Here is a 21,171-nt window from a genome sequence, read left to right on the forward strand (position 1 = left end):
AATCGATAAAAAGAGAAGGTTATGAAAGGACATTGGGCGAAGTATGCACTTACTGGCGCATTTATCGCGCTGTTAGCGGGCTGTAGTTCCAAACCGACCGACCGCGGTCAACAGTATATCGATGGCAAGCTGGAGCAACCGCTTGGGCTGGTCAACCAACCGAATGCTAAAGGGCGTCCGGTGAACGGCAAAGACTTTAGCGATCAGGTAGTGCAGATTCAAACCGCCTCATCCGGCCTGTTCGGGCGCAACAACGGTACTTACAGCGCAGTGCAAAACTGGCTGCTGTCCGGCGCGGATACGCGCCAGCTCAACCAGTTTGGTTTGAATGCTTATCAGATGGAAGGCACTGACAATTACGGCAACGTGCAGTTCACCGGTTACTACACGCCGGTTGTGGGAGCGCGTTATACCCGTCAGGGCGAGTTCCAGTATCCGATTTATCGTATGCCACCGCGTCCGCGTGGACAGAAACTGCCGAGCCGCGCTTCTATCTATAATGGTGGGCTCGACGATCGCTACATCATTGCCTACAGCAATTCGCTAATCGATAACTTCATGATGGATGTGCAGGGCAGCGGCTACGTTGATTTTGGTGATGGTCGTCCACTGCGCTTCTTTGGTTACGGCGGCAAAAATGGCTGGGCTTATCACAGCATCGGTAAAGAGCTGATCGATCGTGGTGAAGTGAAGCGCGAAGATATGTCGATGCAGGCGATTCGTCAGTGGGCGCAAGAGCATTCGCCACAGGAAGTGCGTTCGGTGCTGGAAACCAACCAATCCTTCGTCTTCTTCAAACCGGAAGAGTATGTGCCGGTGCGCGGTGCCAGCGCGGTGCCGCTGATTGCCAAGGCTTCCGTTGCCTCCGATCGTTCATTGATTCCGGCCGGAACCGTGCTGTTAGCCGAAGTGCCGCAGCTGAACGAGAAGGGCAAGTTCAATGGCAAATATGAGATGCGTCTGATGGTGGCGTTAGACGTGGGTGGCGCGATTAAAGGCCAACACTTCGATATCTATCAGGGCGTTGGCCCGGATGCGGCGCATCTGGCCGGTTTCTACAACCATTATGGCCGCGTCTGGGTGCTGAAAGCCGCGCCGGGCACCGGTCAGCCGCTGTTTAGCAACCCACAAAATGGCAACAACGGTTCGCTGCTGTTAGGTTCTAATTAATGTCCCGTTTTCCCGGAAAGGTTAGGTTATGACAGTAGTAAGCGACGCCTGGCGACAACGTTTTGGCGGCACGGCGCGTCTCTATGGCCAGGACGCGCTGCAGCGTTTTGCCGACGCGCACTTTTGCGTGATCGGTATTGGCGGCGTGGGTTCGTGGGCGGCGGAAGCCTTAGCGCGCACTGGCATCGGTAAAATCACCCTGATTGATATGGACGATGTCTGCATCACCAATACAAACCGCCAGATTCACGCGCTGCAGGGCAAAGTGGGCCAGGCGAAAACCGAAGTGATGGCCGAGCGTATGCGCGCCATCAATCCGGAATGCGAAGTGATCTGCATCGATGATTTCATCACGCCGGAAAATACCGCTGAACTGTTATCGGCGGGTTTTGACTACGTGATTGATGCGATTGACAGCGTGCGGCCCAAAGCTGCGTTGATTGCCTGGTGTCGTCGCAACAAGATCCCGCTGATAACCACTGGCGGCGCGGGCGGCCAGATCGATCCCACGCAGATCCAGGTGAGCGATCTGGCAAAAACCATTCAGGATCCGCTGGCGGCAAAGCTGCGTGAGAGATTGAAAGGGGATTTTGGCGTGGTGAAGAACAGCAAAGGCAAGCTCGGCATCGACTGCGTATTCTCGACGGAAGCGCTGATGTATCCGCAGCCGGACGGCAGCGTGTGCACTTCACGCTCCACCGCAGAAGGCCCGAAACGCATGGATTGTGCCGCCGGATTTGGCGCGGCGACCATGGTTACCGCCACGTTCGGGTTTGTGGCGGTTTCCCATGCATTGAAGAAGTTTCTGGCGAAGGCAGCGCGTCAAACGGCCTGAGCGTGCAGACGAGCAGCGCGTTGCACCGCATCCGCCAGCGCCTGTAAACCGCTGCTGCGCGACGCACTGAGCTGCGCGCGCAGACCTAACGTATCAAACAACGCCAGCGGATCTTGCTGCAGCAAGTCGGCTGGCGTTTTGCCTTCCACCGCCGTCAGTAACACCGCTAGCAATCCGCGCACGATGCGTCCTTCGCTGTCACCATAAAAGTGCAGCGTGCCGTTGTTCAGCAACTGGCTGCTTAGCCACACGCGATTTTCACAGCCCGTGAGTTCAATATCTGGCGTCTTTAACTCTTCCGCTAACGCAGGCAGCTGGCGGCTGAGCTGGATCAGTTGACGATAGCGATCTTCCCACTGATGAAAATGGGTGAATTTTTCCGTCAGGCTGGCGGCGGTAATCAGATCGCCGAACGGATGCGGGGCGAGCAGGGTTGATGTCATGGGCTTATTCACTCAGTAAGTCTACAGCATGGCGCATGGCGCGCACCAGCGCATCCACGTCCTGCAAATTATTATAGGGGGCGAACGAGACACGCAGCGTGCCGGTGACGCCCAGCGCCGCCATCAGCGGCTGCGCACAGTGCTGCCCGGCGCGCAATGCGATGCCATGCTCGGCGAGCAGCGTAACGATATCGCTGTGGTGAATGCCGGCAATATCGAACGCCAGCAGGCTGGCATTGCCACAGCGGAAGCTGCGAAAACCGGGGATCTCGCTCAGTTGCTCCTCGGCGAGGCTCGCCAGTTGCTGGCTCCACATTTCGGCCTTTTTGCCATCATGTTGCGCCAGCCACTGCAGCGCGGCACTCAACCCCACCACGCCGGCAACGTTAGGCGTTCCGGCTTCAAAACGCCACGGCACCGGCTGCGGTGTGAAACCGTTAAAATCGACCTGCGTCAGCATTTTGCCGCCGCCTTGCCACGGATCCATCGCTTCCAGCAGTTCCGCTTTGCCATACAGCACGCCAATGCCCATTGGGCCGTAAAGCTTATGGCCGGAAAAAGCATAGAAATCAATATCCAGCGCCTGTACATCCGGCGGACAATGCACCACGCCTTGTGCACCATCGACCATCACTTTGGCACCGACGTCATGGGCTAAACGGATCGCCTGCGCCAGATCCGGACAGCCGCCGGTGACGTTCGACATCTGACCAACGGCCAGCAATCGGGCACGTGAATTGAGCAGTGCTGGCAACAGCGTGATATCCGGCAAACGATCGTCGCCCAACGGCCATTTCACCACTTTTGCGCCCGCCGCTTTTGCCACCATCAGCCACGGCACCAGATTGGCATGATGTTCGGCTTCGCTAACCACGATTTCATCGCCAGCCTGCAATCGCGGAGCCAGCCAACTGTTCGCCACCAGGTTGATCGCTTCGGTGGTGCCGCGCGTCCAGACAATCTGCCGATCGTCCGCAGCATTGAGCCAGCGCGCCACTAATCCGCGCGCCTGTTCGTATTTTTCCGTTAATGCGCGAGCGGCAGCGAACTGGCTGCGATGCACGGTGCCAGCGCTGAGGCTGTAGAACTGTGCCGTTGCGTCGATCACCGCCTGCGGCTTGAGCGCAGTAGCCGCGCTATCGAGGTAGATTCCGGCATCGCTCAGCGCGGGGAACTGCTGGCGGAAGGCGCCGGGAGAAAAAATGGTCATACTCAGCCCACTGTTAATCATGTTAGGACCAGGCTGAAAGCTGGCCCGTTGCCTGGCAAAGCTGGAAAAGCGCGTTATGCTAATTATTGCAAGGTTTGAACCGAAACCCGCATAACGCGTCGCTATTCATAGTCGATTTCACTGGCGCTACCTTTGGTGAGCGCATGCGGGTGGTTTAATGCAATTAATCTGCAAGGAGATAGAAGATGAATAAACTCACCGCAGTGCTGGCCGTGTGTACTCTGGCCTTTACCCTGTCCGCATGTTCCAGCAATTACGTAATGCACACTAACGATGGTCGCACCATCGTCGCCGATGGCAAACCTAAAGTTGATGACGAAACCGGTATGATCAGCTATCAGGATGCCAATGGCAACAAGCAGCAGATTAACCGCTCTGACGTCAAAGAGATGGTGGAGATGGGGCAGTAAGGCAAAAAAAAAGCACCGCAATTTGCGGTGCTATTTAAAATCACTATGGACAGACAGGGTAAATCTACAGGAATTAAAAGCTTGATCTGCAAGCGTCAGATCAAAATGCAAACACAACATCACGACCACAAGCCAAAAGCTCTCCAAAAGTCTGCGATCTCTCGCACGTTTCCAGAAATCTTTTCGTTCCGGCTCAGGAAGTGCGGCAACTATAGGTATTTGCTGGAGCTTCCTCAACGGACAAATTATAATGTCTCGGATTAAAAAAACTAATACGTAGCGACTTTGTATAAGTTGAAGTATTACCTTGTCAATCCGGATACGGAAAACCATGTCTAAACGCCTTCCGCCGCTTAATGCTTTACGCGTCTTCGATGCTGCTGCCCGTCATTTGAGCTTCACCAAAGCCGCTGAAGAGCTGTTTGTTACCCAGGCTGCTGTCAGCCATCAGATCAAATCTCTGGAAGATTTCCTCGGTCTAAAGCTGTTTCGCCGGAGGAATCGTTCGCTTTTACTGACGGAAGAAGGTCAAAGCTACTATTTAGATATTAAGGAGATTTTCTCCGCACTAAACGATGCGACGCGTAAGTTGCAGGCGCGCAGCGCTAAGGGTGCGCTGACCGTCAGTTTGCTGCCGAGTTTCGCCATTCAATGGCTGGTGCCTCGCCTTTCCAGCTTTAATATGGCTTATCCGGGCATCGACGTGCGTATCCAGGCGGTGGACCGTGATGAGGAGAAATTGGCGGACGATGTCGACGTGGCGATTTTCTACGGTCGTGGCAATTGGCCAGGCCTGCGGGTTGAGAAATTGTATGCCGAATATTTGCTGCCAGTCTGCTCACCGATGTTGCTGACGGGTGATCATCCTCTCAAATCGCCGGCCGATTTGGCGCACTGCACGCTGCTGCATGATGCATCGCGCCGTGACTGGCAATCCTATACGCGTCAGCTGGGCGTGCAGCATATTAATGTGCAACAGGGCCCGATCTTCAGCCACAGCGCCATGGTGTTGCAGGCGGCGATTCATGGTCAGGGCGTGGCGCTGGCGAATAATGTGATGGCGCAGAGTGAAATTGAAGCCGGTCGTCTGGTGTGTCCTTTTAATGACGTATTGGTCAGTAAAAATGCTTTTTATCTGGTTTGTCATGACAGCCAGGCAGAACTGGGTAAAATAGCCGCCTTTCGTCAGTGGATCCTGGAAAAAGCGGCCAATGAACAAGAAAAATTCCGTTTTCGCTACGATCACTAATGCGTTGCTGGCTGCACAATGATGTGCGCATTACCTTGAGGATTGTTTGATGTCCAGTCGTGCCATGTTTGTTTTTGCTGCCATTAGCGGATTTATGCTGGTGGCGTTTGGTGCTTTCGGCGCGCATGTGCTGAGCAAATCGCTCGGCCCAGCCGAAATGGCGTGGATACATACCGGGCTTGAATATCAGGCGTATCACACGCTGGCGGTGATTGGCCTGGGTGCCGCTATGCTGCGTCGTGCCAATATCTGGTTTTACTGGAGTAGCGCCGCGATGGCGCTCGGTACAGTGTTGTTCAGTGGCAGCCTCTATTGTCTGGCGCTGTCGCACATGAAGTTTTGGGTTTTTGTTACGCCGGTGGGAGGCTTATGCTTCCTTATTGGCTGGTTCTTGATGTTGATTGGCGCACTGCGTCTGAAACGAAAGGCAGATCGCCATGAATAAAGTTTTACTCTATTGCCGTCCAGGATTTGAGAAAGAGTGCGCGGCAGAAATCAGCGCGAAAGCGGCTGAGCGCGAGATTTACGGCTTCCCGCGCGTCAAAGATGACTCAGGTTACGTGCTGTATGAGTGCTATCAGCAGCAAGATGCTGAAAAGCTGATCCAAACGCTGCCGTTTGCCGAACTGATCTTTGCGCGGCAGATGCTGGTGGTGGGAGAGCTGCTGCGCGATCTGCCACCAGAAGACCGCATCACGCCAATTGTCGGCATGCTGACCGGTGTGGTGGAGAAGGGCGGTGAACTGCGGGTTGAAGTGCCGGATACCAATGAAGCGAAAGAGCTCACCAAGTTCTGCCGTAAATTAACCGTGCCGCTGCGTGCCAGCCTGCGTGAAAGCAAAATCCTGCTTAATTACGAAACAGCTAAGCGTCCGGTGGTGCACGTGTTCTTTATTGCGCCGGGCACCTGTTACGTCGGCTATTCGCTGCCGGAAAACAACTCGCCATTCTACATGGGCATTCCGCGCCTGAAATTCCCCTCCGATGCGCCGAGCCGTTCTACGCTCAAGCTGGAAGAGGCGTTTCACGTGTTTGTGCCTGCGGATGAGTGGGATGAGCGTTTAGCCAGCGGCATGTACGCCGTCGATCTTGGCGCTTGCCCTGGCGGCTGGACCTATCAACTGGTGAAACGCAGCATGTGGGTTTTTGCGGTAGATAACGGCCCGATGGCGCCAAGCCTGATGGACACCGGACAGGTGACGCACTGCCGCGAAGATGGTTTTAAATTCCGTCCGCCGCGTACCAATATCAGCTGGCTGGTGTGCGACATGGTGGAAAAACCGGTGCGCGTCGCAAGCCTGATGACCGAATGGCTGGTGAATGGCTGGTGCCGCGAGGCGATATTCAACCTCAAGCTGCCCATGAAAAAGCGCTACGAAGAAGTGACACAGAACCTGGCGATGATTGATGACGCGCTGAAAGCGCAGGGCATTAATGCCCAGATTCAGGCGCGCCAGCTCTATCACGACCGCGAAGAAGTCACCGTGCACGTACGTCGACTTTGGGCGGCTGTTGGCGGCCGTCGCGACGAGCGCTAATCCTGCTTCATACTTTGCGCTACAGCGGTCCTGCTTCATACTTTGCACTACAGCGGCGTTGGCTGCGTTTGCTCGCCCCGGTCACATACTGATGTATGCTCCCGGGGACTCGCGCACTTGCCGCCTTGCTGTAGCACAAATTATTTCGCAGGAAATTGTTTTCAGGGTCGCCATTTATGCCGTAATGCTCGTAAGTTAAGGCATGAAAACCCCTAATTACCGAAAGCACACATTGTAGCGGCGCAATTCATTGCGCGATAAATCGCGCCGCTACGGAAGGTGCGGTGATTTGATATGGCGCTTAACTGATCGGCATTACGCCATTAACGGCGACCGCTATTTTGTTTGATATCTCAATGTATTAAGGTTGCCTTGCAGTATCAAATCACGCTTTAACGTTGATACTTTGCGGCAAATTTCCGCCATTTCCCGCTGTTCCTGCAATTTTCCCTGCCATTTGCTCGGTACCTGATCCCATTGCTGATAGATCGCATCCAGCGAGCCAAACTGCATCAACAACTCGCGGGCGCTTTTCGGGCCAATGCCGGGCACGCCGGGAATTTTGCTGCTGCTGATACCACACAATCCCCAATAGTCGGGCAACTGCGCGGGCGTTACGCCAAACTCTTGCTCGATAAAAGGCACATCCAGCCAGCGCTTCTGGAAATAGTCGCGAATACGAATGTTAGGTGCCAGCAGCTGGCAATAACCTTTATCGGTAGAAACAATCGTTGCTTGATGACCAGCGTCCGCCATTTTCACCGCCAGCGTGGCGGCGAGATCGTCGGCTTCGTCTAAATCAGCCACCCAGCAGTTAACGCCTGCTGCGCGGAAGGCGTCCTGCAGCGCGGGCATCTCCAGATGCAAATCCTCCGGCATCGGCGGGCGACCCGCTTTGTAATCCGGTAATAGCTGATGGCGCCAACCAGGCTGACGCTCATGGCTATCAAACACCGCCACCACGTGCGTGGGTTGTGTATGTCCCAATAACTGATGCAAGGCGGCAACGCAGCTGTCGCGGCATGGCGAACCCTGAACAGCGTGCAGACGGCGAATCAGATTGAGTGCATCAATGATAAGAAGATGAAGCGACATAGCGATAGCGGCAGCCCGCAGGCTGCCTTCCTGATGGGTTATTTGATGATTTCGTAGCAAGGCGTGTAGGCGCTGCCCGGCAGCTTCATGCGCTGCTGTGCGACAAAACCTTGCAACAGTTCGTCCATGCGGTGCATGAGATTGGCATCGCCGTGCAGTTTGTACGGGCCTTTCTCGCGAATTTCACGAATTCCGATCTCTTTGACGTTACCCGCCACAATGCCGGAGAAGGCGCGACGCAGATCGGCTGCCAGCAGCTCGGCGGGCTGATCCGGGAACAGCTTCAGGTTTGCCATATTCTCGTGCGTCGGCAGGAAGGGCACTTGCAATTCGGGTGCGATACGAATCGACCAGTTGAAGCTGTAGGCATCGCCGGTTTCGCGACGATACTCTTTCACCTGCGGCATGGCTTTCTTCATCAGACGCGCCACTTCAGCGGCATCATCAATGATAATTTTGTAGTGCTTGCGTGCGGCTTCGCCCAGCGTATTGACGATGAAATCATCCAGCACGCGGAAGTAGTCGGCGCTCTCTTTGGGTCCGGTCAGAATCAGCGGCAATACCTGATCGCTGTTGTGCGGATTCATTAAAATACCCAACAAATACAGCAGCTCTTCTGCTGTGCCCACGCCGCCAGGGAAGATCACGATACCGTGGGCGATACGCACAAAGGCTTCAAGGCGTTTTTCGATATCCGGCATGATGATCAGCTCATTGACCAGCGGATTCGGTGGTTCGGCGGCAATGATTGAGGGCTCAGTCAGGCCGATAAAACGGCTGTCATGATAACGCTGCTGCGCATGTCCTACCGCCGCACCTTTCATCGGTGCTTCCATGACGCCAGGTCCGCAACCGGTACAGATGTTGAGTTCGCGCAGGCCCATTTGCGTGCCGACGTTGCGGCAATATTGGTATTCCACCGCATTGATTGAGTGGCCGCCCCAACACACCACGGTATTCGGATATTCGCCGATGTGCAGTGCACGCGCGTTACGCAGAATCGAAAACACCTGATTGGTGATATGCGCAGAGTCTTCCGGCTCCTCGTTCTGGTAGCGTTCTGTTGCCGCCAGTTGTCCGTTTACAAACAGAATGTCGCGCAGCACGGCAAACAAGTTTGCCTGCAGCGAACGAATAATCCGGCCATCAACAAACGCCTCTTCCGGCGGGTTGATCAGCTCCAGTTTCACACCGCGCTCACGGCGCAACACGTTGATGTCGAAGTTTTCAAAACGCGAAAGCAATTCCTGGCTGCTGTCGGTCTGGCTACCGGAGTTGAGTACCGCAAGAGAACAGTTACGAAACAGCTGATAAAGGTCGCTGCTAGCGGTGCGCTTCAGCATGTCGACTTCAAGCTGGGAGAGCAGATCCATCGAGCCAAGCGGGCTGATATGTGTAATCAAGAGAACTCCTTTACACGCAAATGCGTGGCTGATGACGCTGCGCTTAACTTATTAACGCAGCGACGAAAATCCCTGGTCGCGCATGCTTCGATCGCGCCTTCAACAGAGTAACGTTGTCCGCTGTGAATGCTCAAGGGGAACCGCGCATCCGTGCAGCGGCCTGCGAGGCGTCTCGCAAACTATTACTGGCGAACCAGGCGGGAAAATCCCGGAGAGAAGGGCACGTTACTGCGCCACGGATTGATATCCAGACCCCCGCGTCTGGTGTAGCGTGCATAAACGCTCAGGGCTTCTGGCTGACAAAAGCGCTGAACGTCGTTGAAAATGCGTTCAACGCACTGCTCATGAAACTCATTATGCTGACGGAATGAGATGAGATAACGCAGCAGCGCTTCACGATTAATACGCGGGCCTTTGTAGCGAATCATCACAGAGCCCCAATCGGGCTGATTGGTAATTAAGCAGTTCGATTTCAGCAGATGGCTAACCAGCGTTTCTTCAACAATTTCACGGCCTGCAGCCTGCGCCAGATAATCCGCATTGAAGGCGTAATCGTGGATTTCGATATCCTGTTCATCAATCACTTCGCCACTGAAATGGCCGATCGGCTGGCCTTCCACTTCGCTGAGACGAAACAGCGCCACGCTGGCCTGACCCTTCGCGCAGGCGCTGAGATCGCGCTCCAACGTCTGGCGCACTTCGCCCCAGTCGGCGAAAACGCTCTGATTAAAACTGTTAAGATAGAGCTTGAAACTCTTCGACTCGATCAGGTTTTGGCTATCGGCGCGCAGCACCACTTCGCCCACCGCGACCTGCGGAACGCCTTTGCTGTTGAGCCAGGAGAGTTCGTAGAGCGTCCAGATATCTGCGCCAGTAAACGGCAGATTATCGGGATACAGCCCCAGCGGCTCACGGTTAAGGCTGCGCGGCACGGATTGCAGCAGCGTGTTATCGTAGCGATCAACATAAGCCGTGGGCTTACCTAAGGTCAGGCCGCTTAATGCCTGATCCCGGTTTTCAGAAGACATAACGGTTACCACTAAATTTCATCAAAGTGGTTAAGTGTAACCTAACACTTGCGAGAATATGAATGATGCAGCAAACCGTAGATGCTCTGCGTGAGTTTACCGCCCGCTACGTGGAACATTGGCAGCAACAAACCGGACATTTTCCCGCCAGCGCCGATCTGCTTGGCGTTCCCTCCGACTGCATCATCAGCACGCTGGATGACCGCGTGTTGTGGCAGCCGCAGCCGTTTACGTTACCAGCCACGCTTGAAGCGGTAGAGCGTGCGCTGGATCTGCAACTGCAACCAGAAATCAGTGCGTTTTACACCAGCCAGTTTGCAGGTGATATGACGGCAACCTTTGAACAGCAGCCGATTACCCTGCTGCAGGTATGGAGTGAAGCGGATTTCACTCGCCTGCAGGAAAACCTGATTGGTCACTTGGTTATGAAGCGCCGCTTAAGACAAGCGCCAACGCTGTTTATTGCCACCACCAACTCAGAGAATGATGTGATTGCGCTGTGCAATCTTACCGGCGAGGTCATTATTGAGGAGCCTGGCACTAAAAAGCGTGAAGTCCTGGCAACATCGGTTGAGAAGTTTCTTAATGCTTTACAACCGGTTACTCAGTCATTTGCAGATTTTTAGGCTGCGCTTTGTGAGAGATCTCTCACGTTACGTGTGAGAGATCGCTAGATCATTGCGCAGACTTGCGGAAGCGCTAAATGTAAAAATATTGTGAATCATGAACTTATGGCATCAATCTGAAAATTAAGACAGAACTTAATCCATTAACGCTTCTTACTGGCTTGTTATTGCGATGGTTTCTGGGAGAATAGTCACCACTGGCAGGATGCTAGGGATTAAGAGACGTTCAGGAGAATGTCAGCCATGAGGCGGGAACGTAACGGAATTTACGGCACAAGGAAGGCTTCAGGACGAAGCAGGACACTCAGGATTGAGTATAAAGGACACCTCCAGGACGGAGAATGAGAGCCACGCGGAACGTGGCGGGCCAGGATGCTAAGGACCAATGTCATGATGACAAGCGACGGAAAGCGCAGGAAAAGTTGTCATGGATGAGCAGGGAGCACAGCAGTAGCTGGAATGCTGCAAACGAAAACCGGGAGCACTGTAATCACAGTGCTCCCTTTTTTTATGCCATTTTTACGCCGGGCGTGACTGATGGTATGCTTGCCGCCCAATTTTTCTCTGGAGGTGGCGCATGTCGTCGCAAATGATTTTTCAGCGCCTGCAGCAGGTCGAAGCGGTGATGCGTGAACACGGCCATTGGCAGTCACAATCCCCCGAGGCGGGCGCCTTCGCCAGTACCGAACCTTTCTGTCTTGATACCATGGAGCCGCTGCAATGGCTACAATGGGTGTTCATGCCACGTTTTTATGCGCTGCTCGAAAGCGGCGCGCCGTTGCCGCAGAATTTTGCCATCGCTCCCTATTATGAAGTCGCATTGCCAGCCGACACGCCGGGCTATGCGGTGCTATTGCTGACGCTCAACAAGTTTGATGCGCTGTTCCAGGAACCTTCCGCCTGATGCTCGAAATCCTTTATCAAGATGCGTGGCTGGTCGCGGTGAATAAGCCGGCCGGCTGGCTGGTGCATCGCAGCTGGCTCGATCGCAATGAAAAAGTGGTGGTGATGCAAACGGTGCGCGATCAGATTGGCCAGCATGTGTTTACTGTGCACCGCCTCGATCGCCCAACGTCCGGCGTGTTGCTGATGGCCTTATCGAGTGAAGTCGCCCATTTACTGGCGCAGCAGTTTGAACAGCATCAGATGCAGAAAACCTATCATGCGGTGCTGCGCGGCTGGCTGGAAGGCGGCGCGACGCTGGATTATCCGCTGGTGGAAGAGCTGGATAAGATTGCCGACAAATTTGCCACCCAGGAACCTGTTGCCCAACCGGCGGTAACGGATTACCAGGCGCTGGCACACGTTGAGATGCCGGTCGCCATCAGCCGCTATAACACCGCGCGCTATACGCTGGTGGAGATGGCGCCGCACACCGGGCGTAAACATCAGCTGCGTCGCCACATGGTGCATCTGCGTCATCCGATTATTGGCGACAGCGCGCACGGCGATCTGCGCCAGAATCGCGGTGCGGCGGCACATTTTGGCCTCAATCGCCTGATGCTGCACGCCAGCGCACTCAGCTTTACCCATCCCGTTACCGGCGAGGCCATAGTGATTCGCGCCGGGTTGGATCGCGTCTGGCAGCAGATGCTTGAGCAGTTTGGCTGGCAGGATCAGATCCCTGATGTTCCCAGGGTTGAGTTTGCCAATGATGCAGTCCAGGATAAGCCGACAGAATAAAGGAGCGGCAAGATGGCAAAGATTGGCATTTTTACAGGTACGGTTTACGGCAATGCGCTGCTGGTAGCTGAAGAAGCACAGACGGTGCTGGAAGAGCAGGGCCACGACGTGAAGGTGTTTGAAGATCCGTCGATGGCGGATTGGCAGGCATACAGCCAGGATGTGGTGCTGATTGTCACCTCAACCACCGGTCAGGGCGACTTCCCGGATAACATTGCCCGCCTGTATGTTGCAGTGCGCGATCAGCTGGGTTATCAACCAGAACTGCGTTATGGCGTGATTGGCTTGGGTGACAGCAGCTATGACAATTTCTGCCGTGCAGCTAAAACCTTTGATGCCACCTTGCAGGAGCAGAGCGCGCAGCGCATCGGCGAGGTGCTGTTGGTGGATGCGACGGAAGATCCGGAGCCCGAATCAGTGACCTCACCGTGGGTGGAGAGCTGGGGTAAGTTGCTGTAAGGACTTTTCCCTCACCCTAACCCTCTCCCGCCAGCGGGAGAGGGAATATTTAGAGGGTGCAGCCCGCACGGTTTGTTCCCTCTCCCGCGAAGTGGGAGAGGGCCAGGGTGAGGGCAATAACCATCACGTCACCGGCGCCGGATTAAACACCGCCAGCTGATTACGAATCCCCCAACGATCCGACCATGTCTGCTTGCGCCCGCTGGCAATCTCCAGAATCAACTCAAACAGTCGCCAACCGACCTGTTCAATACTCTCTTCGCCCGTTGCAATGGTTCCGGCATTAATATCCATCAAATCATGCCAGCGTTCGGCCAGGGCATTGCGCGTTGCCATCTTGATTACCGGAATGGCGGCCAAACCGTAAGGTGTGCCGCGCCCGGTAGTGAACACCTGCAAGGTAATGCCCGATGCCATCTGCTGCGTGCCACACACGAAATCGCTGGCTGGTGTGGCCGCATAAATCAGCCCGCGTTTGGTGGGGCGCTGTCCGGGCGATAACACTTCAACAATTGGACTGCGACCTGACTTGGCAATCGAACCCAGCGCTTTCTCCACCACATTCGCCAGCCCGCCTTTTTTGTTGCCCGGCGAGGGATTGGCGCTGCGATCGGTTTGGCCCTGGCTGAGGTAATCGTCATACCACGCCATCTCTTCCAGTAGTCGTTTACCGACCGCTTCATCCATCACGCGCGGCGTCAGCAGATGGATAGCATCCCGCACTTCGGTCACTTCCGAGAACATTACCGTTGCGCCGCAGCGCACCAGTAAATCAGAAGCAAATCCCACGGCGGGGTTCGCCGTTACGCCCGAGAAAGCGTCGCTGCCGCCGCACTGCGTGCCGATCACCAATTCCGATGCTGGACAGGTTATGCGCTGACGTTGATTAAGCTTTTTCAGATGGCGTTCGGCGACCTGCAGGATTTCATCCACCATCGCGCCGAAGCCCACCAGCCGCTCATCCTGCAATCGCACAATGTCGTTGTCATCCAGCGAAATGGCCTGCACATCCGGTGTGCCGGTCAGCAGACGTTCGGGCTGTAACTTCTCGCAGCCGAGGCTGACGATCATCACTTCGCCACCAAAATTGGGGTTCAGCGCCAGGTTATGAATGGTGCGAATCGGCACCACCGCGGCGGGCGCATTGATTGCCACGCCGCAACCGTACAGATGATTCAGCGCCACCACGCCATCAACATTGGGATAGCGCGGTAGCAAATCACGCTCAATGATCTGCACTACATAATCCACCACGCCCGCCACGCAGTGAACGCTGGTGGTGATGCCGAGCAGGTTACGCGTGCCCACGCTGCCATCTGCGTTGCGATAGCCTTCGAAGGTATAACCTTCCAGCGGCGGCAGCGCGGGCGGCACATTGTTTGCCAACGGCAAACTGTGGAGTGGCGGCGCTTCAGGCAGCGCTACCAGTGATTCTTCAATCCAGCTACCTTGTGGGATGGGGCGCAGCGCGTGGCCAATCACTTCACCGTAGCGCAGGATCGCGCCTGCTTGCGGGATATCGCTGAGCGCGACTTTATGTCCCTGCGGCACATGCTCAGTCAGTTGCAGTCCGTCGTCGAACCGGGTGCCGGACGGTAATCCCTGATTGTTGACCACGATAGCCACGTTATCGGCATCGTGCACTTTGATATAGAGCGGTTTTTCTGTCAGAAGACGGTTCATTGCTCACCTTCCAGTTCGTCGCACCGTACGTAGCAGCGCGGTTTAAAATACGTCCATCACGTCATCGTTTTTTGCCAGCCTCAGTATATGCAGGGGTATTTGCCGTATGCATTGTGCAACTGACTGGCTTTAAGGAGATTTATCAGGGGAATTTGGTTCGTTTATCCAAACACAAGTGAAGGGACTCACAAACTGCCGTTGTCCTGTACGTTAACCAGGCAAAATCAGGGAGCAAAAAAGCGTTCCGTGAGCCACGCCGCAGCGTTATGTGCAGATGCCATAAAATCATTCTCTTTCACCCTTAATCCTCATGCGTTCTTCCAGTGTTTCGCCGCCAGGCTGTTCCTATACTGATTCTCGTTCTTCAACGTTAGGTTATTCGTCACGACGCATCATCGTATTGCCAAATATAAAAATCGCCGTGTTTAACCCGACTTCATTCTGATACCCAACGCGATGTGTATGCAGTCAGAGTGGATGTAGCGTTCGCTATATTTCAGGAGTGCATCATGAATAGTTTCAGCCAGACAGCGGAAGCGGTGCAAAAGCGCACCAATGCCCGTTACTGGATTGTGGTGATGTTATTTATCGTCACCTCGTTCAACTACGGTGACCGCGCAACCATTTCGATTGCCGGTTCGGCGATGTCCAAAGAGATCGGCCTTGATTCGGTCGGCCTGGGCTATATCTTCTCCGCCTTTTCCTGGGCGTACGTGATTGGGCAGATTCCGGGCGGCTGGCTGCTCGACCGCTTCGGCTCAAAACGCGTCTACTTCTGGAGCATCTTCCTCTGGTCGCTGTTTACCTTGCTGCAAGGCTTCGTCGATCTGTTCAGCGGTTTTGGCATTATCATTTCGCTGTTCATGTTGCGCTTCCTGGTCGGCCTGGCTGAAGCGCCATCCTTCCCCGGCAACAGCCGCATTGTTGCGGCCTGGTTCCCGGCACAGGAGCGCGGCACCGCCGTCGCAATCTTTAACTCGGCGCAATACTTTGCCACGGTAATCTTCGCGCCGATCATGGGTTGGCTGGTCTCCGAAGTGGGCTGGGCGCACGTGTTCTGGTTCATGGGCGGATTGGGCATCATCCTCAGCTTTATCTGGCTGAAAGTGATCCACGATCCCACCGATCATCCGGGCGTCAACAAAGCCGAGCTGGAGTACATGGAGCAGGGCGGCGCGCTGATCAACATGGACGTCAAAAAGGACGACCGCAAAGTGAGCTGGAGCGAGAAGTGGTTCCAGATCAAACAGCTGCTGACCTCACGCATGATGCTGGGCATCTATCTCGGCCAATACTGCGTCAACGCCTTAACCTACTTCTTTATTACCTGGTTCCCGGTGTATCTGGTGCAGGCGCGCGGCATGTCGATTCTGAAGGCCGGCTTTATTGCTTCGATTCCTGCGGTGTGTGGCTTCCTCGGCGGCGTATTGGGCGGCGTGATTTCTGATTACCTGATGCGTAAAACCGGTTCGCTGAACATCGCACGTAAAACGCCCATTGTGCTCGGTATGCTGCTCTCCATTTCAATGGTGATGTGTAACTACACTGACACCGAATGGGTGGTGGTGTTCTTCATGGCGCTGGCATTCTTCGGCAAAGGCATTGGTGCGCTGGGTTGGGCAGTGATGGCAGATACCGCCCCGAAAGAGATCAGCGGTTTGAGCGGCGGCTTGTTCAACATGTTCGGTAACTTCTCCGGCATCGTCACGCCAATTGCCATCGGTTACATCATCGCCACCAGCGGATCCTTCGAGGGCGCGCTGATTTATGTCGGTATCCATGCCTTTGTCGCCGCATTTAGTTTCCTGGTGATTGCCGGCGATATCAAACGCGTTGAACTGAAAACCAGGCCATAAGGACGGAATATGACTACGCAAAGCACGCCGGTCATCACCGATATGCAGGTGATTCCGGTTGCCGGTTACGACAGCATGCTGCTCAACATCGGTGGCGCGCACAGCGCCTGCTTCACCCGCAATATCGTGGTGCTCACGGATAGCGCGGGACACACCGGCGTCGGTGAAGCGCCGGGCGGGGAAACCATCTACCAAACGCTGGTTGAGGCGATTCCGCAGGTAAAAGGTCAGCAGGTTGCCCGCATGAATCGTCTGGTGCAGCAGGTGCACAAAGGCAATCAGTCGGCGGATTTCGATACCTTCGGCAAAGGCGCGTGGACCTTCGAGCTGCGCGTCAATGCGGTGGCCGCGCTGGAAGCGGCGCTACTGGATTTACTCGGCCAATGTCTCGGCGTGCCGGTGGCGGAACTGCTCGGTCCGGGCCAGCAGCGCGATGAGGTCACGGTGCTCGGCTATCTGTTCTATCTCGGCGATCGTCGCAAAACCGATTTGCCGTATCTGACCGGCGAAAATGCTAGCCACGACTGGTATCACTTGCGTCATCAGGAGGCGCTGACGCCGGAATCTGTGGTGCGTCTGGCGGAAGCGGCGCAGGACAAATATGGCTTCAAAGATTTCAAACTCAAAGGCGGCGTGCTGTCGGGCGAGCAGGAGATTGAGTCGGCGGTGGCGCTAAAAAAACGCTTCCCCGATGCGCGCATCACCGTCGATCCCAACGGTGCCTGGACGCTGGATGAAGCCATTCGCTTGTGTAAAGGCATGGGCGATGTGCTGACCTACGCCGAAGATCCGTGCGGTGCCGAGCAGGGTTATTCCGGCCGCGAAGTCATGGCCGAATTCCGCCGTGCGACGGGGTTGCCGGTCGCCACCAACATGATCGCCACCAACTGGCGCGAGATGAACCACGCGGTGATGCTCAATGCCGTCGACATCCCGCTGGCCGATCCGCACTTCTGGACGCTGAGCGGCGCAGTGCGCGTGGCGCAGCTGTGTGATGACTGGGGGCTGACGTGGGGCTGTCACTCCAATAACCACTTCGATATTTCACTGGCGATGTTCACCCACGTTGGCGCCGCTGCGCCGGGTAAACCCACCGCGATTGATACGCACTGGATTTGGCAGGAGGGCGATCAGCGCCTGACCAAAGAGCCGCTGCAGATCCGCAACGGCAAAATCGCCGTGCCGGATAAGCCGGGCCTCGGCGTCGAGCTGGATTGGGATCGCCTGCATCAGGCCAACGCGTTGTACAAATCACTGCCAGCGGGCGCACGTAATGACGCCACCGCGATGCAGTATCTGGTTCCCAATTGGTCATTCGATCGCAAGCGTCCAGCCTTTGGTCGCGGCTAAGTTTAAGGAGCAGGAAATGAGTCAGACACCGAAAATAACATCGCTGCAGGTCATTCCGGTGGCCGGTCACGACAGCATGTTGCTTAACCTGAGTGGCGCGCATTCGCCGTTCTTTACCCGCAACATCGTCATCATTAAAGACAATGCCGGACACACCGGCGTCGGTGAGATTCCGGGCGGCGAAAAGATTCGTCAGACGCTGGAGGATGCGGCGGCGCTGGTGGTGCAGAAAACCGTTGGCGAATACAAGAACATCCTCAACCTGGTGCGCAGCACCTTTGCCGACCGCGATTCCAGCGGACGCGGCAACCAAACCTTTGATTTACGTACCACCATTCACGTGGTTACTGGCATCGAAGCGGCGCTGCTCGATCTGCTGGGACAGCATTTAGGCGTGAACGTCGCCTCGTTGCTTGGCGATGGTCAGCAGCGCGACCGGGTAGAAATGCTCGGCTATCTGTTCTATGTCGGCGACCGCAAGAAAACCTCGCTACCGTATCAGAGCCAGGAAAATGACAAATGCGATTGGTATCGCCTGCGCCACGAAGAAGCGCTGACGCCGGATACGGTGGTGCGCCTGGCGGAAGCGGCCTATGAAAAATATGGCTTTAACGATTTCAAACTGAAAGGCGGCGTGCTGCGCGGTGGCGAAGAGGCCGAAGCGGTGACGGCGCTGGCGAAGCGCTTCCCGCAGGCGCGCGTGACGCTTGATCCTAACGGCGCCTGGTCGCTCAACGAGGCGATTCTGCTCGGTAAGCAGCTGAAAGGTGTGCTGGCCTATGCGGAAGATCCGTGCGGTGCTGAGCAGGGCTATTCCGGTCGCGAAGTGATGGCGGAATTCCGCCGCGCCACCGGCATGCCGACCGCCACCAATATGATCGCCACCGACTGGCGTCAAATGGGCCACACGCTGTCGCTGCAGTCGGTCGATATCCCGTTGGCCGATCCGCACTTCTGGACGATGCAGGGTTCGGTGCGCGTGGCGCAGATGTGTCACGACTTCGGCCTGACGTGGGGCTCGCACTCTAACAACCACTTCGACATTTCACTGGCGATGTTTACCCACGTTGCCGCCGCCGCACCAGGTGCGATTACCGCCATCGATACGCATTGGATTTGGCAGGAAGGCAATCAGCGCCTGACTAAAGAGCCGCTACAGATTAAAGGCGGCATGGTGCAGGTGCCGCAAAAACCGGGTCTCGGCGTCGAGCTGGATATGGATCAGGTGATGCAGGCCAACGCGCTGTATCAGAAACACGGTTTAGGCGCGCGCGACGATGCGCAAGCCATGCAGTTCCTCGTACCGAACTGGACCTTTGATAACAAGCGTCCGTGCCTGGTGCGCTAACTTTTCCGGCTCCCCGCGCGGGAGCCTGCTGTAACCGACAGGAGTGAAGACAATGAGCAATGCCTGGCCGAACCCTTTTCGTCGCCGTTTGCTGGCAGGAGAAACCCTGATTGGCAGCTGGTGCGCGCTGGCTAATCCCCTTACCACTGAAGTGCTGGGCCTGGCGGGCTTTGACTGGCTGGTGCTGGATGGCGAACACGCGCCGAATGACATCACCACCTTTGTGCCGCAGCTAATGGCACTGAAGGGCAGCCACAGCGCGCCGGTGGTGCGTCCGCCGTGCAACGAACCGATCATCATTAAGCGCTTGCTGGATATCGGCTTCTACAACTTCCTGGTGCCGTTCGTGGAGACCGAGGAAGAGGCGATTCGCGCGGTGGCATCTACTCGCTATCCACCGGCGGGCATTCGCGGTGTGTCGGTTTCACACCGCAGCAACATGTACGGCACGCTGCCGGATTACAACAGCACCATTAACGACAACATCACGGTGCTGGTGCAGATCGAAACGCAACAGGCGGTGGACAACATCGATGCTATCGCCGCGGTGGAGGGGGTCGATGGCATCTTCGTTGGGCCGGGCGATCTCTCGGCCGCGCTCGGCTATCTCGGCCAGCCTGCGCATCCCGAAGTATTGAAAGTGATTAAACACGTCTTTGAACGCGCCAAAGCGGCGGGGAAACCGAGCGGCATTCTGGCGCCGGTGGAAGCCGATGCGCGCCGCTATCTGGAGTGGGGCGCCAGCTTTGTGGCGGTAGGCAGCGATCTGGGTGTGTTCCGTAACGCCACGCAGGCGCTGTGTGACAAATTTAAAAAATAACTGACTGAGAGGAAAGGCAATGAAAATTGGATTTATCGGCCTCGGCATCATGGGCAAACCGATGAGTAAAAACCTGGTGAAAGCCGGTTATTCGCTGGTGGTGCGCGACCATAATGTTATTAACGAAGCAGAGTTGGTGGAGCTGGGCGCCACCGTGGCGAAGACGCCAAAAGAGGTGGCTGAACAGGTGGATGTGTTGATCACCATGGTACCGAACTCGCCACAGGTTAAAGAGGTGTGCCTCGGCGCTAACGGCATCATCGAAGGCGCGAAGCCGGGCCTGATTGTTATCGACATGAGTTCCATTGCGCCGTTGGCCAGCCGCGAAGTGCATGATGCGCTGGCGGCGAAAGGCATCAAAATGCTCGATGCGCCAGTCAGCGGCGGCGAGCCGAAAGCGATTGAAGGCACGCTGTCGGTGATGGTGGGCGGCGATAAAGCGGTGTTTGATCAGTGCTACGACATCATGAAAGCGATGGCGGGTTCGGTGGTCCACACCGGTGACATTGGCGCGGGGAATGTGACTAAGCTGGCAAATCAGGTGATTGTGGCGCTTAACATCGCGGCGATGTCAGAAGCGCTGTCGCTGGCGACCAAAGCGGGCGTTAATCCTGAGCTGGTTTATCAGGCGATTCGTGGTGGTCTGGCAGGCAGCACCGTGCTGGATGCCAAAGCGCCGATGGTGCTGGATCGTAACTTCAAACCGGGCTTCCGCATCGATCTGCATATCAAAGATCTGGCCAATGCGCTGGATACCTCGCACGAGATCGGTGCGCATCTGCCGCTGACTGCCGCAGTGATGGAGATGATGCAGGCGCTGAAAGTGGATGGACAGGGCACTTCCGACCATAGCGCGCTGGCCTGCTATTATGAAAAATTAGCGAAAGTTGAGATCACCCGGTAGTGCAATCGTCCGGCGTCTACGGATGTCGGGCGGCTCGCTG

At 55.8% G+C, this 21,171-nt stretch carries 21 protein-coding genes; 15 read left to right on the top strand and 6 right to left on the bottom strand.

Going from position 1 to position 21,171, the window contains the following annotated elements; all coding sequences use genetic code 11:
- The first annotated feature begins 21 nt into the window (after positions 1-21).
- Positions 22-1,170 carry a murein transglycosylase A gene (mltA, locus tag MWH02_RS19045; protein ID WP_271461250.1) on the top strand — a complete coding sequence of 383 codons (1,149 nt, stop codon included), beginning with the start codon at positions 22-24 and terminating at the stop codon, positions 1,168-1,170.
- Positions 1,171-1,198: 28 nt separating this feature from the next.
- Positions 1,199-2,005, top strand: a complete 807-nt coding sequence (gene tcdA, locus MWH02_RS19050; protein WP_101762004.1) for a tRNA cyclic N6-threonylcarbamoyladenosine(37) synthase TcdA — start codon at positions 1,199-1,201, stop codon at positions 2,003-2,005.
- Here the strand turns inward: tcdA and csdE are convergent.
- Both csdE and csdA read right to left on the bottom strand, forming a co-directional pair.
- On the bottom strand, positions 1,993-2,448 hold the full coding sequence (gene csdE, locus MWH02_RS19055) for a cysteine desulfurase sulfur acceptor subunit CsdE (protein WP_101762005.1): 456 nt from the start codon (positions 2,446-2,448) through the stop codon (positions 1,993-1,995). The two genes, tcdA and csdE, sit on opposite strands and share 13 nt — an antisense overlap.
- Before the next feature lie 4 nt (positions 2,449-2,452).
- A complete protein-coding gene (gene csdA / locus MWH02_RS19060; RefSeq protein WP_271461251.1) occupies positions 2,453-3,658 on the bottom strand; it encodes a cysteine desulfurase CsdA in 1,206 nt (401 codons plus the stop codon).
- A gap of 206 nt (positions 3,659-3,864) precedes the next feature.
- Between csdA and MWH02_RS19065 the strand changes: the two genes are divergently transcribed.
- From MWH02_RS19065 to rlmM, 4 genes are all read left to right on the top strand, one after another.
- A complete protein-coding gene (locus MWH02_RS19065) occupies positions 3,865-4,089 on the top strand; it encodes a YgdI/YgdR family lipoprotein (protein WP_008109575.1) in 225 nt (74 codons plus the stop codon).
- 331 nt (positions 4,090-4,420) lie between these two features.
- A complete protein-coding gene (locus MWH02_RS19070) occupies positions 4,421-5,338 on the top strand; it encodes a transcriptional regulator GcvA (protein WP_101762006.1) in 918 nt (305 codons plus the stop codon).
- 49 nt (positions 5,339-5,387) lie between these two features.
- On the top strand, positions 5,388-5,783 hold the full coding sequence (locus MWH02_RS19075; protein ID WP_192412013.1) for a DUF423 domain-containing protein: 396 nt from the start codon (positions 5,388-5,390) through the stop codon (positions 5,781-5,783).
- Positions 5,776-6,876, top strand: coding sequence for a 23S rRNA (cytidine(2498)-2'-O)-methyltransferase RlmM (gene rlmM, locus MWH02_RS19080; RefSeq protein WP_101762008.1), 1,101 nt, complete (start codon positions 5,776-5,778; stop codon positions 6,874-6,876). Before MWH02_RS19075 ends, rlmM begins: the two co-directional genes overlap by 8 nt.
- Positions 6,877-7,212: 336 nt before the next feature.
- Here rlmM and xni read toward each other — a convergent pair whose 3' ends face one another.
- The 3 genes from xni to queF all read right to left on the bottom strand — a co-directional run bounded on the left by xni (position 7,213) and on the right by queF (position 10,402).
- Positions 7,213-7,971, bottom strand: coding sequence for a flap endonuclease Xni (gene xni, locus MWH02_RS19085; protein ID WP_271461252.1), 759 nt, complete (start codon positions 7,969-7,971; stop codon positions 7,213-7,215).
- 38 nt (positions 7,972-8,009) lie between these two features.
- The gene (gene ppnN, locus MWH02_RS19090; protein ID WP_101762010.1) at positions 8,010-9,374 is read right to left on the bottom strand and encodes a nucleotide 5'-monophosphate nucleosidase PpnN; all 1,365 of its coding nucleotides are present in this window, start codon (positions 9,372-9,374) and stop codon (positions 8,010-8,012) included.
- A 182-nt stretch (positions 9,375-9,556) separates the two neighbouring features.
- Complete coding sequence (queF, locus tag MWH02_RS19095; protein WP_271461253.1) at positions 9,557-10,402, bottom strand: NADPH-dependent 7-cyano-7-deazaguanine reductase QueF; 846 nt, start codon at positions 10,400-10,402, stop codon at positions 9,557-9,559.
- 62 nt (positions 10,403-10,464) lie between these two features.
- On the opposite strand from queF, the gene syd reads away from it, so the two are divergent.
- From syd to MWH02_RS19115, 4 genes are all read left to right on the top strand, one after another.
- Positions 10,465-11,028: a SecY-interacting protein gene (gene syd, locus MWH02_RS19100; RefSeq protein ID WP_210081675.1), complete on the top strand. Its 564-nt coding sequence runs from the start codon at positions 10,465-10,467 to the stop codon at positions 11,026-11,028.
- 577 nt (positions 11,029-11,605) lie between these two features.
- Entirely contained in the window at positions 11,606-11,932 is a 327-nt protein-coding gene (locus tag MWH02_RS19105) for a YqcC family protein (RefSeq protein WP_101762014.1), read from the top strand.
- Entirely contained in the window at positions 11,932-12,711 is a 780-nt protein-coding gene (gene truC / locus MWH02_RS19110; protein WP_271461254.1) for a tRNA pseudouridine(65) synthase TruC, read from the top strand. The genes MWH02_RS19105 and truC overlap by 1 nt, the downstream gene beginning before the upstream one ends.
- 12 nt (positions 12,712-12,723) lie before the next feature.
- On the top strand, positions 12,724-13,170 hold the full coding sequence (locus MWH02_RS19115; protein ID WP_137386353.1) for a flavodoxin: 447 nt from the start codon (positions 12,724-12,726) through the stop codon (positions 13,168-13,170).
- 123 nt (positions 13,171-13,293) lie between these two features.
- Here the strand turns inward: MWH02_RS19115 and garD are convergent, their stop codons facing one another.
- Positions 13,294-14,853, bottom strand: coding sequence for a galactarate dehydratase (gene garD, locus MWH02_RS19120; protein WP_271461255.1), 1,560 nt, complete (start codon positions 14,851-14,853; stop codon positions 13,294-13,296).
- 509 nt (positions 14,854-15,362) lie between these two features.
- Here garD and MWH02_RS19125 point away from each other — a divergent pair.
- The 5 genes from MWH02_RS19125 to garR are packed head-to-tail and all read left to right on the top strand — an operon-like array spanning position 15,363 to position 21,131.
- Positions 15,363-16,709, top strand: coding sequence for an MFS transporter (locus MWH02_RS19125; RefSeq protein ID WP_271461256.1), 1,347 nt, complete (start codon positions 15,363-15,365; stop codon positions 16,707-16,709).
- Between the two features lie 9 nt (positions 16,710-16,718).
- Positions 16,719-18,059, top strand: a complete 1,341-nt coding sequence (locus MWH02_RS19130; protein ID WP_271461257.1) for an enolase C-terminal domain-like protein — start codon at positions 16,719-16,721, stop codon at positions 18,057-18,059.
- 16 nt (positions 18,060-18,075) lie between these two features.
- The gene (gudD, locus tag MWH02_RS19135; RefSeq protein WP_192412005.1) at positions 18,076-19,407 is read left to right on the top strand and encodes a glucarate dehydratase; all 1,332 of its coding nucleotides are present in this window, start codon (positions 18,076-18,078) and stop codon (positions 19,405-19,407) included.
- Positions 19,408-19,459: 52 nt separating this feature from the next.
- Positions 19,460-20,227 (top strand): 2-dehydro-3-deoxyglucarate aldolase, encoded by a 768-nt coding sequence (gene garL / locus MWH02_RS19140; protein WP_101762587.1) that lies wholly within the window; start codon positions 19,460-19,462, stop codon positions 20,225-20,227.
- Between the two features lie 19 nt (positions 20,228-20,246).
- Positions 20,247-21,131: a 2-hydroxy-3-oxopropionate reductase gene (gene garR / locus MWH02_RS19145; RefSeq protein ID WP_271461258.1), complete on the top strand. Its 885-nt coding sequence runs from the start codon at positions 20,247-20,249 to the stop codon at positions 21,129-21,131.
- The last annotated feature ends 40 nt before the right edge of the window (positions 21,132-21,171 follow it).

Source organism: Pantoea leporis (genome assembly GCF_028048155.1).
Taxonomy (GTDB): Bacteria; Pseudomonadota; Gammaproteobacteria; order Enterobacterales; family Enterobacteriaceae; genus Pantoea; species Pantoea leporis.

Bases quoted from the DNA above. Each gene is read 5' to 3' on its own strand.
- mltA (WP_271461250.1), top strand. From the start codon at position 22: ATGAAAGGACATTGGGCGAAGTATGCACTTACTGGCGCATTTATCGCG.
- tcdA (WP_101762004.1), top strand. From the start codon at position 1,199: ATGACAGTAGTAAGCGACGCCTGGCGACAACGTTTTGGCGGCACGGCG.
- csdE (WP_101762005.1), bottom strand. From the start codon at position 2,448: ATGACATCAACCCTGCTCGCCCCGCATCCGTTCGGCGATCTGATTACC.
- csdA (WP_271461251.1), bottom strand. From the start codon at position 3,658: ATGACCATTTTTTCTCCCGGCGCCTTCCGCCAGCAGTTCCCCGCGCTG.
- MWH02_RS19065 (WP_008109575.1), top strand. From the start codon at position 3,865: ATGAATAAACTCACCGCAGTGCTGGCCGTGTGTACTCTGGCCTTTACC.
- MWH02_RS19070 (WP_101762006.1), top strand. From the start codon at position 4,421: ATGTCTAAACGCCTTCCGCCGCTTAATGCTTTACGCGTCTTCGATGCT.
- MWH02_RS19075 (WP_192412013.1), top strand. From the start codon at position 5,388: ATGTCCAGTCGTGCCATGTTTGTTTTTGCTGCCATTAGCGGATTTATG.
- rlmM (WP_101762008.1), top strand. From the start codon at position 5,776: ATGAATAAAGTTTTACTCTATTGCCGTCCAGGATTTGAGAAAGAGTGC.
- xni (WP_271461252.1), bottom strand. From the start codon at position 7,971: ATGTCGCTTCATCTTCTTATCATTGATGCACTCAATCTGATTCGCCGT.
- queF (WP_271461253.1), bottom strand. From the start codon at position 10,402: ATGTCTTCTGAAAACCGGGATCAGGCATTAAGCGGCCTGACCTTAGGT.
- syd (WP_210081675.1), top strand. From the start codon at position 10,465: ATGATGCAGCAAACCGTAGATGCTCTGCGTGAGTTTACCGCCCGCTAC.
- MWH02_RS19105 (WP_101762014.1), top strand. From the start codon at position 11,606: ATGTCGTCGCAAATGATTTTTCAGCGCCTGCAGCAGGTCGAAGCGGTG.
- truC (WP_271461254.1), top strand. From the start codon at position 11,932: ATGCTCGAAATCCTTTATCAAGATGCGTGGCTGGTCGCGGTGAATAAG.
- MWH02_RS19115 (WP_137386353.1), top strand. From the start codon at position 12,724: ATGGCAAAGATTGGCATTTTTACAGGTACGGTTTACGGCAATGCGCTG.
- garD (WP_271461255.1), bottom strand. From the start codon at position 14,853: ATGAACCGTCTTCTGACAGAAAAACCGCTCTATATCAAAGTGCACGAT.
- MWH02_RS19125 (WP_271461256.1), top strand. From the start codon at position 15,363: ATGAATAGTTTCAGCCAGACAGCGGAAGCGGTGCAAAAGCGCACCAAT.
- MWH02_RS19130 (WP_271461257.1), top strand. From the start codon at position 16,719: ATGACTACGCAAAGCACGCCGGTCATCACCGATATGCAGGTGATTCCG.
- gudD (WP_192412005.1), top strand. From the start codon at position 18,076: ATGAGTCAGACACCGAAAATAACATCGCTGCAGGTCATTCCGGTGGCC.
- garL (WP_101762587.1), top strand. From the start codon at position 19,460: ATGAGCAATGCCTGGCCGAACCCTTTTCGTCGCCGTTTGCTGGCAGGA.
- garR (WP_271461258.1), top strand. From the start codon at position 20,247: ATGAAAATTGGATTTATCGGCCTCGGCATCATGGGCAAACCGATGAGT.